The organism is Ralstonia sp. Ralssp135, from assembly GCF_047304345.1.
Lineage (GTDB): Bacteria > Pseudomonadota > Gammaproteobacteria > Burkholderiales > Burkholderiaceae > Ralstonia > Ralstonia chuxiongensis.
Window position 1 is genome coordinate 1 of record NZ_JBGLYZ010000067.1, and the last position, 13691, is coordinate 13691.

General features: G+C 61.6%; 10 protein-coding genes. 6 read left to right on the forward strand and 4 right to left on the reverse strand.

From position 1 onward, the window contains the following. Positions 1-223: biotin/lipoyl-containing protein (locus tag ACCD03_RS24845; protein WP_413413217.1), on the reverse strand; the 223-nt coding region annotated here is incomplete at its 3' end. Between the two features lie 153 nt (positions 224-376). Continuing rightward, positions 377-3067 carry a pyruvate dehydrogenase (acetyl-transferring), homodimeric type gene (gene aceE, locus ACCD03_RS24850; protein WP_253539681.1) on the reverse strand — a complete coding sequence of 897 codons (2691 nt, stop codon included), beginning with the start codon at positions 3065-3067 and terminating at the stop codon, positions 377-379. A gap of 363 nt (positions 3068-3430) precedes the next feature. On the opposite strand from aceE, the gene ACCD03_RS24855 reads away from it, so the two are divergent. The 5 genes from ACCD03_RS24855 (at position 3431) to ACCD03_RS24875 (ending at position 11463) form a co-directional block, all read left to right on the forward strand. Beyond that, the gene (locus ACCD03_RS24855) at positions 3431-5959 is read left to right on the forward strand and encodes a PAS domain S-box protein (protein WP_413413218.1); all 2529 of its coding nucleotides are present in this window, start codon (positions 3431-3433) and stop codon (positions 5957-5959) included. Between the two features lie 39 nt (positions 5960-5998). Further along, on the forward strand, positions 5999-6634 hold the full coding sequence (locus ACCD03_RS24860; protein ID WP_024975528.1) for a response regulator transcription factor: 636 nt from the start codon (positions 5999-6001) through the stop codon (positions 6632-6634). Between the two features lie 103 nt (positions 6635-6737). Then, positions 6738-7607, forward strand: coding sequence for a bifunctional methylenetetrahydrofolate dehydrogenase/methenyltetrahydrofolate cyclohydrolase FolD (gene folD, locus ACCD03_RS24865; RefSeq protein WP_009240794.1), 870 nt, complete (start codon positions 6738-6740; stop codon positions 7605-7607). A 94-nt stretch (positions 7608-7701) separates the two neighbouring features. Further along, positions 7702-9816, forward strand: a complete 2115-nt coding sequence (locus ACCD03_RS24870; protein ID WP_253539687.1) for a M3 family metallopeptidase — start codon at positions 7702-7704, stop codon at positions 9814-9816. 354 nt (positions 9817-10170) lie between these two features. Next, positions 10171-11463: a tyrosine-type recombinase/integrase gene (locus ACCD03_RS24875; RefSeq protein ID WP_413413219.1), complete on the forward strand. Its 1293-nt coding sequence runs from the start codon at positions 10171-10173 to the stop codon at positions 11461-11463. A 216-nt stretch (positions 11464-11679) separates the two neighbouring features. On the opposite strand, the gene ACCD03_RS24880 is transcribed toward ACCD03_RS24875, so the two are convergent. Both ACCD03_RS24880 and ACCD03_RS24885 read right to left on the reverse strand, forming a co-directional pair. Further along, a complete protein-coding gene (locus ACCD03_RS24880) occupies positions 11680-12546 on the reverse strand; it encodes a hypothetical protein (RefSeq protein ID WP_413413220.1) in 867 nt (288 codons plus the stop codon). Positions 12547-12609: 63 nt separating this feature from the next. Beyond that, positions 12610-13257, reverse strand: coding sequence for a hypothetical protein (locus ACCD03_RS24885; protein ID WP_413413221.1), 648 nt, complete (start codon positions 13255-13257; stop codon positions 12610-12612). A gap of 113 nt (positions 13258-13370) precedes the next feature. On the opposite strand from ACCD03_RS24885, the gene ACCD03_RS24890 reads away from it, so the two are divergent. After that, a partial coding sequence (locus tag ACCD03_RS24890; protein WP_413413222.1) for a hypothetical protein occupies positions 13371-13691 on the forward strand: 321 nt, incomplete at its 3' end.

Here is a 13691-nt window from a genome sequence, read left to right on the forward strand (position 1 = left end):
GCACCAGCGAGCCTTCCGACACGGTGTCGCCCACCTTGATCTTCACTTCCTTGACGACGCCGCTCTTGGGCGAGGGCACGTCCATGGTCGCCTTGTCCGACTCCAGCGTGACCAGCGAATCTTCGGCGTTGACGGTATCACCCGCCTTGACCAGCACTTCGATCACCGGGACGTCTTTGTAGTCGCCGATGTCCGGCACCTTGATTTCTACGACTTGACTCATTCTTCTGTCTCCAGAGGGTCTGGCGGCGAGAGCTTCCGGCGGTGGACACGCATTGCCCCGCAGGCTACCGCATCGTGCAGGCAAATGCACGCTGCGGAAAGTCTGTCGGGGCGGTGCCCGGCCGGGACGCAACCCACGCGCCCGGCGGCTCCGTTATACGGTCATCGGGTTGGGCTTGTTCGGATCGAGGTTGTACTTCTTCAGTGCCTCGGCCACCTTTTCGCGCGGCAGCACGCCTTCGTCGGCGAGCGCCTTGAGCGACGCGACCGTCACCCAGTAACGGTCCACCTCGAAGAAGTGACGCAGCTTCTCGCGGGTATCCGAGCGGCCGAAGCCGTCGGTGCCCAGCACCACGTAGCGACGCGGCACAAAGGCGCGGATCTGCTCGGCGAAGGTACGAACGTAGTCGGTCGATGCGATGACCGGACCGCGTGCGTTCTTGAGCAGCTTCTCGACGTGCGACTCGCGTTGCGGCTCGGTCGGGTTGAGCAGGTTCCAGCGTGCGATGGCGTTGCCTTCACGGGCCAGTTCGGTAAAGCTCGGGCAGCCCCACAGATCGGACTCAACGCCCCAGTCCTTCTTGAGCAGCTCGGCCGCGGCAATCACTTCACGGAAGATCGTGCCCGAACCCAGCAGTTGCACGCGCGGTGCATTGCTGTTCTCGACGCCCTTCTTGAACTGGTACATGCCCTTGATGATGTCGCCCTCGACACCCGCCGGCATTTCGGGGTGCTCGTAGTTTTCGTTCATCACCGTCAGGTAGTAATAGACGTCTTCCTGCTCGACATACATGCGGCGCAGGCCGTCTTGCATCACCACCGCCAGTTCGTACTGGAAGGTCGGGTCATACGAAATGCAGTTCGGGATGGCGGCGTGGTACACGTGCGAATGGCCATCTTCGTGCTGCAGGCCTTCGCCGTTCAGCGTGGTACGGCCAGCGGTGCCACCCAGCAGGAAGCCGCGCGAGCGCATGTCGCCGGCGGCCCAGCAGAGGTCGCCGATACGCTGAATGCCGAACATCGAGTAGTAGATGTAGAACGGGATCATCGCCACGCCATGCGTCGAATACGACGTGGCGGCGGCAATCCAGTCGCACATGGCGCCCGCTTCGTTAATGCCTTCCTGCAGCACCTGACCCGTCTGCGATTCCTTGTAGAACATCAGTTGGTCGTGATCCTGCGGCACGTACTTCTGACCTTCCTGGTTCCAGATACCAACCTGGCGAAACAGACCTTCCATGCCGAACGTGCGCGACTCATCGGGCACGATAGGCACGACGTGCTTACCGACATTCTTGTCCTTCAGCAGGATGTTCAAAATGCGCACGAAGGCCATCGTCGTGGACACCTCGCGGCCTTCGCCGGTGGCCTTTAGCAACGCGTCGAACGCGGCCAGTGCCGGAATCTGCAGCGGGTCGGCCTTCTGGCGGCGGGCTGGCAGGTAGCCGCCCAGGTCCATGCGGGCCTTGCGCATGTATTCGAGTTCCTTCGAGCCTTCTTCGAACTTGACGTACGGAACGTGCTCGAGCTGGTCGTCGGCAACCGGAATATTGAAGCGATCACGCAGCTTGCGAATGGCGTCCACCGGCATTTTCTTCTGCTGGTGGGCGATGTTCATCGCTTCGCCGGCTTCGCCCATGCCATAGCCCTTGATGGTCTTGGCGAGAATGACGGTCGGCTGGCCCTTGTGGTTGCTTGCCGACTGGAATGCCGCGTAGATCTTGTGCGGATCATGGCCGCCGCGGTTCAGCGCCCAGATGTCGTCGTCGGACCAGTCGGCCACCATGGCCTTCAGTTCCGGCGTGTTGAAGAAGAACTCGCGCACATAAGCGCCGCTCTTCGACTTGAAGGTCTGGTATTCGCCGTCGACGCATTCCATCATGCGGCTCATCAGCAGGCCCTTCGTGTCGCGGGCAAGCAGTTGATCCCAGCGGCTGCCCCAGATGACCTTGATGACGTTCCAGCCAGCGCCGCGGAATTCCGATTCCAGCTCTTGAATGATCTTGCCGTTGCCGCGCACCGGACCATCCAGGCGCTGCAGATTGCAGTTGATCACGAAGACGAGGTTGTCCAGCTTTTCACGGCCGGCCATGCCGATTGCGCCCAGCGATTCCGGCTCGTCGGTTTCGCCATCGCCCAGGAACGCCCAGACCTTGCGGTTTTCCCAGTTCTGGATCAGGCCGCGGCTGGCCAGGTACTTGGTGAAGCGCGCCTGGTAGATCGCCATGATCGGGCCCAGGCCCATCGACACGGTTGGGAATTGCCAGAAATCCGGCATCAGCCACGGGTGCGGATACGACGAGATGCCCTTACCGTCGACTTCCTGGCGGAAGCTGTCGAGTTGCTCCTCGCTCAGACGGCCCAGCAGGAAGGCACGCGAGTACACACCCGGCGCCGAGTGGCCCTGCACGAAAACCATGTCGCCGCCGTGCTTGTCCGACGGGGCATGCCAGAAATGGTTGTAGCCGACGTCATACAACGTGGCCGCCGAAGCGAACGACGAGATGTGGCCGCCGACGTTGGTGTCCTTGTTCGCACGCAGCACCATCGCCATGGCGTTCCAGCGCGTGTACGAGCGGATGCGGTGCTCGATTTCCTGGTTGCCGGGAATGCGGTCCTGGTTCTCGACCGGGATCGTATTGATATAGGGGGTTTCTGCGTGCAGCGGAGACGTCACGCCGTTAATGCGTGCGTATTCGATCTGCTTGTCAAGGAGGAACGCCGCGCGCTGCGGGCCTTCCGCGCCGATGACGCCTTGAAGCGCCTCCAGCCATTCCTTGGTTTCCTGGGGATCAACGTCGCTGGCGCTCGTGGCACCCAGGACTTGTTCTGGTACGGCCGACATGGCGGTCTCCTTGGTAGCAGTAACGATAGTTGCGTCTCTTGTGAGGCGTCCCACAGCCACGCGCGTTTGCACGCACGCAAGGGGCCACCCCGACTTTTGCGCTGATTCTATGGGCACCCACAAACGCAGCACAAGCGGAATTTTCAAATTGCGATATGGTTTTTTATAATGTGGAATATTGCCGCAACGCAAAACAAATCACTTTTGACATTGCAGTGCAGCATTTTCTGAACGAACAAGACAGCTCACCAATCGGTTTCCCCAAGCGACCCGCAAGTTGATTGCCGTTACACTTGGTTTTGCGCAGTTGCACAGATGCCCACTCCTTTACCTCCGCAGAATTCCGGCGTTCGTCCGCCCATCATGCTTGTCCCCTCCCACGCTTCGCAGGACCCGGCCGCCCAGTCCGAGCCGCCAACGCCTGCTGCGCCTGCGCCCATTTCCGCAAACGCGTCTGAATTGCCTTCAGACGAAATCGTGCGCCCGAACATGCCCCGCCGCCTGTGGCTGACGCGCCTGGGCCGGCTGTGGTCGACCAACTGGTTCATGTTCATCCCGCTGGTGGCAATCGTCCTGTTTGCCGGCGCGATGATTTTCATTCTGTATCAGTTGCACGCCACCGAGGTGCAGCAGCAGCGCGATGCCCTCTACCGCGATGCCGCCTGGGCCGAGCAGAAGGTGCGCCTGTCCCTGCAAAGCAATCAGGATCAGGTGGCCGCCCTGGCGCGCGATATCGGTGCCGCGCAGCTTGATCCGAGCGCCTACCGCGATGCCGCCCGCCAGCTCTTGCGCGAGAACCCTGAACTGGTCTTCATCAACTGGCTCGATGCCACGCGTCGCCCGCGCTGGGCGTTCCCGGCCACCTCCGAGTTCACCGCGCGCGTGCGCGAAACGCGCGACCATCCGCTCGAGCCCGAAATCCAGTCCGCCTACGACGCCGCCCGTGAAACGCAGCGCGCCGTCTATTCGCGCCCCGTCCAGAACGAGCGCGGCGAGAGCTTCATGCTCATGGAAGTGCCGATCGTGCGCGACAACGAATTTCTCGGCACGGTGGGCGCCATGTATTCGGTCACGGGCATCCTCACGCAACTGCTGCCGGGCGAGCTGACCGACCGCTACCGCTTCTCGCTGGTCGACAAGAACAACGTGATCCGCGCGAGCACGTCGTTGCGGCCAGTGCCCAAAGCGGCCGCATCGTACGAGGTGCTTCTGGATCCGCCAGGGCATTCGCTGTCGCTGCGGGCTGAGGCGTATCCGGCACCGTCCAACCTGCCCAACAACATGCTGATGTGGCTGGTGGCCGGCTTGTCGTGCTTCGTGATCTGGAGCCTGTGGAGCGTGTGGCGCCACACCAGCCGCCGCTCCGAAGCGCAGCGCGCACTGCTGGCGGAAACGTCGTTCCGCCGCGCCATGGAAAACTCCATGGTGATCGGCATGCGCTCGCTCGACCTCAACGGCCGCATCACCTACGTGAACCCCGCGTTCTGCCGCATGATCGGCTGGACCGAAGCCGAGCTGGTCGGCCGCATGCCGCCGTTCCCGTATTGGCCGCCCAATGAAATCGGCGAGATGCAGAAGCACATCGAACTGACCCTGCGCGGCAAGGCACCTGCCAACGGCATGGAATTGCGCATGATGCGCCGCGACGGCACGAGCTTCTATGCGCGGATGTACGTCTCGCCGCTCATCGACGCACGCGGCCGGCACACCGGTTGGATGAGCTCCATCACGGACATCACCGAGCCTAAGCGCGCCCGCGAAGACCTGGCCGCCGCGCACGACCGCTTCACCACGGTGCTGGAGAGCCTGGACGCGGCCGTGTCGGTGTTGTCGACCGACAAGGCCGAGCTGCTGTTCGCTAACCGCTATTACCGCCAGCTTTTCGGCTGGGAAGCGTTCGGCCACCTGCAGCTCTCCGGCAACGACGTCAACACAGAAGACGTTTCCAGCGATGCACTTGACCTGGTGGATGCCTACGCCGGCCTGCCCGCCTCCGAACTGACCCCGCACGCGGCAGATGCACGTGAAATCTACGTGCCATCGATGCAGAAGTGGTTTGAAGTTCGGCGCCGCTACATCCAGTGGGTCGACGGCCACCTCGCGCAGATGCAGATCGCCACCGATATCACCGTGCGCAAGGCCGCTGAAGAAATGACCCGCCAGCACGAAGAACGCATCCAGTTCACCAGCCGCCTGACGACGATGGGTGAGATGGCCTCGTCGCTGGCTCACGAACTGAACCAGCCGCTGGCTGCCATCAACAACTACTGCATGGGTGCGGTCGGGCGCCTGAAGTCCGGGCGGAGCACGCCGGAAGAGCTGATCCCGGTGCTGGAAAAGACCTCCGCCCAGGCCGTGCGCGCCGGCACCATCATCCAGCGCATTCGCGGCTTCGTGAAACGCAGCCAGCCGCAACGGCGCGAATCCGACCTGCGCGACATCGTGGCCGACGCGGTGGGCCTGGCCGAACTCGAAGCCACCCGCCGCGGCATCACCATCCTCACGCGCCTGCCGGGCGATCTGCCGCATCTGTATGTCGATCCGGTGCTGATCGAGCAGGTGCTCGTCAACTTGCTCAAGAACGCCGCCGAAGCCATGGCCGCCCACCCGCGCCTGCGCGCCGCCAGCGTCCTGCGCCTGCACGCCAACCTGATCAACGACCCGGAAAATTCCGTGCTGATCGAGGTGATCGACCAGGGCCCGGGCGTGGACGACAGCACCAAGGAGCGGCTGTTCGAGCCGTTCTTCAGTACTAAATCCGACGGCATGGGCATGGGGCTGAATATCTGCCGCTCCATCATAGAATCCCACCTCGGCAGGCTTTGGGTAGAAAACAATGCCGATGGCATCGGCTGTACGTTTAAAATCATCCTGCCGCTGAATCCGCTGTAATCGTTTTTAAAACATAGAACGTAGACCGAGGACTCCTCCATGAGCACAACGCCCGCCGCAGTTGCGCCGCGCAACGAAACCGTGTTCGTCGTCGATGACGATGAAGCCATGCGTGACTCGTTGACGTGGCTGCTCGAAGGCAACGGCTACACCGTCCGCACCTACCGCAGTGCCGAAGAATTCCTGGTCGACGACAAGCGTGGCGAAGGCGTCGGCTGTCTGATCCTCGACGTGCGCATGCAAGGCATGAGTGGCCCCGAGCTGCAAGATCGCCTGCTGGCCGAAAACAGCCGCATGCCGATCGTTTTCGTCACCGGCCACGGCGACGTGCCGATGGCCGTGTCGACCATGAAAAAAGGCGCGGTCGACTTCATCGAAAAGCCGTTCGACGAATCCGAACTGCGCGAGTTGGTTGAGCGCATGCTCAGCAAGGCCCGCAGCGAAGACTCGGTCGCCCGCGAGCAAAAAGCCGCCAAGGACCTGCTCGGCCGCCTGACCACACGCGAGCAGCAAGTGCTGGAGCGCATCGTCGCGGGCCGCCTGAACAAGCAGATTGCCGACGATCTGGGCATTTCCATCAAGACGGTGGAAGCGCACCGCGCCAACATCATGGAAAAGCTCAACGTCAACACGGTGGCGGACCTGCTGCGCCTGGCCCTGTCGCGCAACGCCTGATCGGCCGCAGGGACGGCCAGGTGCCCATCAGGGCGATCAGGGCGGCTGGAAGGAAGGCGGCGATTTATAATCGCGGTTTGCCCTCTCCCTCCTCCGCCCAGCCATGACCGCCCAACTCATTGACGGCAACGCGCTTGCCAAACAACTCCGTGCCGAGGCCGCGCAACGCGCCGCCGCCCTGACCGCGCGTGGCCACCAGCCCGGCCTCGCCGTGATCCTCGTCGGCGAAGACCCGGCCAGCCAGGTCTACGTGCGCAACAAAATCAAGGCGTGCGAAGACAACGGCTTTCTGTCCAGCTTCGACCGCTACCCCGCTGACCTGTCCGAAGCCGACCTGCTCGGCCGCATCGACGCGCTGAACCGCGACCCGCGCATCCACGGCATCCTGGTCCAACTGCCGCTGCCCAAGCACATCGACAGCCACAAGGTGCTCGAAGCCATCGCGCCCGAGAAGGACGTCGATGGTTTCCACGTGGCCAATGCCGGTGCCCTGATGACGGGCGCCCCGCTGTTCCGCCCCTGTACGCCGTACGGCTGCATGAAGATGCTGGAATCGATCAACTACCCGGTGCGCGGCGCCAATGCGGTGGTGGTCGGTGCCTCGAACATCGTCGGCAAGCCGATGGCGATGCTGCTGCTGCAAGCCGGCGCCACCATCACGATCTGCAACAGCAAGACGCGCGACCTGGCCGCGCACACGCGTGAGGCCGACATCATCGTGGCCGCCGTGGGCCGCCGCAACATCATCACCGCCGACATGGTCAAGCCGGGCGCCGTCGTCATCGACGTGGGCATGAACCGCGACGATGCCGGCAAGCTGTGCGGCGACGTCGACTTTGCCGGCGTCAAGGAAGTCGCTGGCTACATCACCCCGGTGCCGGGCGGTGTCGGCCCGATGACGATCACAATGCTGCTGATCAACACCCTGGAAGCCGCCGAGCGCGCCGCTGAAGGAGCCGCGCTGGCGGCGTAAGCTTCACCTTGATCCAGTTGGAAACGGAAAAAGCGTCCCCACCTCTTGGATCGGACGCTTTTTTTGTCCCCCGAATTTCTCTACCGAGCCCGCCATGACCGACATTTCGCCCAAGGTTGCCACCCCGGCCAACAATCCGCTGCTCGATTTTTCTGGTCTGCCGCGCTTTGCGGACATCCGCCCCGAACACATCACACCGGCCGTCGACGTGTTGCTTGAGCGTGCCGCATCGGCGGTCGCGCAGGTCAAAGACCCCGCCACGCCTGTGAGTTGGAACACCGTCGTCACCGCACTGGAAGACGCGACCGAGCCGCTGGGCCGCGCCTGGGGCATCGTCAGCCACCTGAGCGCCGTCGCCGATACGCCGGAGTTGCGCGAAGCCCATGCCGCCAACCTGCCCCGCGTGACCGAGTTCTGGTCGGGCCTGGGCCAGGATCTGGAACTGTTCGAGAAGTACAAGGCGATTGCCGACAGCGCGGAATACGCCACCCTGTCGCCCGCCCGCAAAAAGCTGCTTGAGAACGAACTGCGCGGCTTCCGCTTGGGCGGCGCGGAATTGCCCGAAGACCAGAAGCCGCGCTTTGCCGCCATCCAGGAGCAGCAGGCGCAACTGACCAAGGCCTTCAGCGACCACGTCCTGGATGCGACCAACGCCTACGCGCTCGTCATCGACGACGAAGCCCGCCTCGCCGGCCTGCCCGACGACGCCAAGCAGGCTGCGCAAGAAGCGGCACGCCGCGACAATCCTGACGCGACTGGCTGGAAGTTCTCGCTGCATTTCCCGTCGTACTTCCCGGTGCTGCAATACGCAGACGATCGCGCGCTGCGCCGCACGATGTACGAAGCCAACGTCACGCGCGCGTCCGAACTGGGCGCTCAGTACGGCGGCGGCAAGGCCGAGTGGGACAACACCGCCAACATGGCCGAACAGCTCACGCTGCGCACCGAAGAAGCGCACATGCTCGGCTATCGCAATTTCGGCGAGGTGTCGCTCGTGCCGAAGATGGCCGATTCGCCCGAAGACGTGCTGCGCTTCCTGGGTGAGCTGGCCGACCGCGCCCGCCCGTTTGCCGAGAAGGATTGGGAAGAACTCCAGGCATTCGCCAAGACCACGCTCGGCATCGACAAGCTCGAACCGTGGGACATGGCCTACGCGTCGGAAAAGCTGCGCGAGGCACGCTACGCATTCTCCGAGCAGGAGGTGAAGCAGTATTTCCCAGAACCCGCGGTGCTGGACGGCCTGTTCAATGTTGTGCAGACGTTGTTCTCGGTGAAGATTCAGCCGGAGGCGGCCGAGGTATGGCACCCGGACGTACGCTTTTTCCGTGTCGAATCTGCCCAGGGCGAGTTGCTCGCACAGTTCTACATCGACCTGTACGCGCGCGAAGGCAAGCGTGGCGGTGCGTGGATGGACGACGCACGCGGCCGCAAGCTGCTGGGCGAAGCGGGCGTGCAAACCCCGGTGGCTTACCTCACCTGCAACTTCTCCGGCCCGGTCGGCAACAAACCCGCGCTGTTCACCCACGACGAGGTCATCACCCTCTTCCACGAGTTCGGTCACGGCCTGCACCACATGCTCACGCAGGTGGATGAGCTGGGCGTGTCGGGCATCAACGGGGTGGAATGGGACGCGGTGGAGCTGCCGTCGCAGTTCATGGAGAACTTCTGCTGGGAATGGGAAGTGCTTTCGCGCATGACGCGCCATGTGAATTCCGGCGAACCGCTGCCACGCAAGCTGTACGACAGCATGCTGGCCGCGAAGAACTTCCAGAACGGCATGGCGACGCTGCGCCAGATCGTGTTCTCGACGTTCGACATGCACCTGCACACGGACTTCGATCCCAAGGGCACGATGTCGGTGCTGGAGCTGTCGCGCCAGATCAACAATCGCTTCCACGTGGTGCCGCAGGCCGAGCTGTCGCGCTGGCCGAACACGTTCAGCCACATCTTTGCGGGCGGCTATGCGGCGGGCTATTACAGCTACAAGTGGGCCGAGGTGCTGTCGGCAGATGCCTATGCGGCGTTTGAAGAGGCCAGCAAGCTGGGCGGCTCGGTGCTCGATGCGGAAACTGGCGCACGCTATCGCCGCGAGGTGCTGGCCGTTGGTGGCAGCCGACCGGCCATCGACTCGTTCACGGCTTTCCGCGGCCGCGCGCCGAGCATTGATGCACTGCTGCGCCATGGCGGCATGATGTCGGAAGCCGCGTAACTGTCCGCTCCGCCGCCAGGGCAACGCCGCTTCGTGCCTAGCGCCGAGGCGGCGTTTTCATTCGAGCCCGCAGCGCTTGATGGCACAATATCGCACCCCTGAACGGCGCCAAACTGTGCGCCGTCGCCATTTGCAAGGACCGAGCCCTCATGCGAGTCGCAACTTGCGACCTCGATCGGTGCCTCGCTACATCCCACCCCGTTCCACACCTGGCCTGCAGGCCCTTTAAGGCTTGAAGCCCGCTCTCTCTGCGTGCCACCATGCGCCCCCACATCACGCACACAGTGGGTAGCTAGGTGGGTAGCCAGACCGCCACCACTGCCTAACTACCCACCCAACGAGAGGGTCGGCACAGTGGCAAAACTCACGCATCTGCTCAGTGACATTCAGATCCGCGCATGGATCGCGAAAGGCGAGCCCATCGCTCGCTCTGATGGCGACGGGCTGACATTCACGCTTTCCAATGCTGGCACGGCCACTTGGGTTCTGCGCTATCGCATCGGGAACGGCCGTCGCCGCGAGCTCACCATCGGCAACTATCCGGACATCTCCCTCGCAGCCGCCCGCGAGAAGGCTCGGGCCGCTCGCGTCGCCATCGATGAGGGGCGCGATCCCGCCATCGAGAAGCAAGAGGAGAAGACCCGCATTCAGGCGGCATGGACCGTGCGCGAGCTGGTCGCCAACTACCGGGAAAAGTGCCTACTCCCTGCCGGGTTGGCACAAGAGACGATCGACTACCGCAACCGCGACTACGACCAGGTCATCCTGCCCTACTTGGGCGCTCGCCAAATCCAGCGCGTAACGTCCATCGACATCGTGTCGATGATGACGGACTGCAACCGTAAGTGGTCGGCATCCAAGCGCGTTCTCACGTCCGTGGCCCAACTGTTCGACCACGCCTGCGGCTTGAAGATCATCCCGGCGAACCCCTGCACAGGCATCAAGCTCTCGGCCATCAAAGGTCCGCGGCCACCAATTCGCCGGCGCGTCATGCTGCAAGAAGAAGAGTTGCGCCAACTGCTGCCTGACATCGATTTGATCGGCACGGAGAACGCTCTGGCGTTCCGCATTCTGCTCGCCACATGCGTGCGCGGCATCGAGCTGGCCAAGGCCAAGAAAGAACATGTCTACCTTGACCGGGCCGTTTGGTGGGTCCCAGACGAGTCGGTGAAAACGCGGAAAGGCTTCCTTGTACCCCTCACGCCGCCAGTGATCGAATGGTTCCGGGGGCTGATCGAGCTTTCCGGCGAGTCCATGTACGTGTTGCCGGCGCGTCACGAGCGGCGGCGACGCAATCAGGGATGCGACACCCATGTCTGCCAAACGACGCTTTGGGCAGCGATCCGCCGCGCCTTCGATCGACATGACCTTGAGATTCGCCGGTTCACGCCGCACGACACCCGGTCGACCGCCAAAGGCCACATGCGCAATATGGGCGTCTCGCGCGAGATCTCCGAGCTCGCTCTCAATCACACTCTGAAAGGCATGGAAGCCATCTACGACGTGCGGGAGGAAATTCCCGAGCGGCGAGAGGCATTGGAACGTTGGACGGCCTTTCTTTGCGCCTGCGAAAGCGGAGCGGCCACGCCAGAGTTCGTTAAGCCAGCGCGAAACAGTAATGTCATTCCGATGCTGTCAGCGGCGTAGGAACCGAAGCCGGGTATCTGACACGCACAGGAACACTTCTCGCGTCACCGCGGCAACCGGTCACCGAAGCTGGATCAGCGTGAAACGCTACACGTTCTTTCGGGATGTCGGATATCAGCTCGACAGGGGCGGGAGCCAGGAAACGTGGTATCCGCCCATACCAGCGCCTGAACCGATATCCAGGCGAGGTAAAGATGAAGCTCGATATGGCCAAACCTACCGAACGGCGAATTCTCGCTCAAGGTCAGCCATCTTAAAAAACCTAATTGATGACTTAAATGAAAACTGCTTGGCGAGTTCTCTTGTACGCTGTACAAGTCGCTCCACCTTTTCGAGTTTATCGGGATCAGTACTATCAGTGACTATTGCCATGACCAGCTCCACCCGCCCTTGAAGAGAAATCGGCAGTCCATCTGAAAATTTCTGAACCATTTCAAAATAGGATTTCATACGTTCTTGTGAAACACTCCCATTTCTCGTGAATCTCGTTTCCACGACGATTGCTCGATCATCAAGTATTGCGACTGAGTCGAATTGCAGGTTTGGGTGCCCCTTGACCGCCATATCCCGCTGAAAATCAACCCCCAACTCTTTGCTCAACCTTGCGCTGACAAGTTCTTCTGCAAGCAGGCCATTCCCACGGAAACTCCTCTTGAGTGTATCGACTGCCGAAACGGAACTCGAGCTCAACAGGCATGCATCATCGAGATGTTTGATCGGTTGCCCCGTCGGATCTTCAGCGATAGCCTCACCTGCAGCCGCAGCGGCCCCATCTCCGGAGTCATCAACTTCAACACCACGAGCTCGCAATTTTTCAGCAGATGGTATTGTCTCAAATAGTCTCGCAAAAGTTTCATCACTATTAAAATCCTTTGGCGCATAAAGGACGTAGTGCTTCTTATAGAGAACAAAAAAGAAAAGAGCCACCAAAAAAATCGGGAAGAACATCAAGAATAAAACATACTCACCCTGAACATCCCCCTGAAGAATTGGTAAAACTACCGTTCCACTAATCTCCGCCAACCCCGCAAATATAGCTATAACCGTCAGCGGGTTTCTTACGTGCCCGATCTTTTCCACCATAGTTTTCTGCGCCCCCCCCGAAACCCACTTTAATATCTATACATTACCCATGACCGACTCAACTCAATCATGTTGAGCATCAAGTTTAGCTTCTGACCCAACAATCCTCAGCCACCTCGCCGTTTCAAACTCACTGCTTGGCGGAAAGCTACGGGGAATATCCTTGTTATAAAGCAGGTCGACTCGCCCGTCATCGTCGGCAAATGGAGTTACAAAATAAACAAACTCGAAGGGGTGTGGAACATCTGCGAAGCGCCGCGCAAGCGCCCAGAGTGCCGCATCTGTCGGATTGTATTGTTCGTGCGTCGTGTAAAGCAGCAGGTCAATAGGAACTTCATGCCGCAAGCCATACTTGGCAATTTTCCTTCTGACGCCAGCAAACACCCGATCCGCATATGGGCCTGCCTCAAACCACGCATGCCCCCCTTGGAAGGGAAGTTTCTGCGGGGGCACAACCGCCTCCATCAGCTCCATATGAGCCTTTCCTCGGGGGTACTCCAGCAGGAAGTCCAACTCCTCGGTCCCACCGTCCGTCACCTTAGGCAAAGGAACCCCGTTCTTCTTCCAGTCGCGGAGCAGATATTCAAGGATTTTTCGTTCGATACCCTTCTGATCGGCCGGCCATTGGATCGTTATGTGGTCAAGCCGGGGCCCCTCGGGCCCAACCGACATCCGGACAGGCCCCGTAACGCCGGAAGGTTTGCGCGCCATGGATTCCCCCTATTTATCCCTGAACAGGAGACTACTCCGTCATGTCTTGAATGTCAGCCGTTGACCGACGCGGGCGCCGAATGGATACTGTATAAACATACAGTATTCGTACCATGCCCTACCCCCTCCGCATCCAGTACCCCGCGCTCACGACCGAGCAGCTCACGACCATCGGCGACCGCTATGGCCACGACCCCGTCGTGCGGCGGCTGGTGATGGAAGTGCAAGCCCTGCGCAACCTCGTCTTTCGCGCGCACCAGGTGGCGGAGGCGGCCGGGCCGGGTGGTCGAACAGACGCGTTCGGCATTGCCGTCGAGGCGCTGCACCGCGAGCTCGAGGCGGAGACATGGTTCCACGAGGACCTCGCTGAACGCGAGGCCTACCGCGCCGCCCTCCCCAAAGAGCCCACCCCCCCAGACCGCCGGGCCAATCGC

What these genes read in the sequence shown, in the direction of transcription:
- aceE (WP_253539681.1), bottom strand. Translation starts at nt 3,067, where the DNA reads ATGTCGGCCGTACCAGAACAAGTCCTGGGTGCCACGAGCGCCAGCGAC.
- ACCD03_RS24855 (WP_413413218.1), top strand. Translation starts at nt 3,431, where the DNA reads ATGCTTGTCCCCTCCCACGCTTCGCAGGACCCGGCCGCCCAGTCCGAG.
- ACCD03_RS24860 (WP_024975528.1), top strand. Translation starts at nt 5,999, where the DNA reads ATGAGCACAACGCCCGCCGCAGTTGCGCCGCGCAACGAAACCGTGTTC.
- folD (WP_009240794.1), top strand. Translation starts at nt 6,738, where the DNA reads ATGACCGCCCAACTCATTGACGGCAACGCGCTTGCCAAACAACTCCGT.
- ACCD03_RS24870 (WP_253539687.1), top strand. Translation starts at nt 7,702, where the DNA reads ATGACCGACATTTCGCCCAAGGTTGCCACCCCGGCCAACAATCCGCTG.
- ACCD03_RS24880 (WP_413413220.1), bottom strand. Translation starts at nt 12,546, where the DNA reads ATGGTGGAAAAGATCGGGCACGTAAGAAACCCGCTGACGGTTATAGCT.
- ACCD03_RS24885 (WP_413413221.1), bottom strand. Translation starts at nt 13,257, where the DNA reads ATGGCGCGCAAACCTTCCGGCGTTACGGGGCCTGTCCGGATGTCGGTT.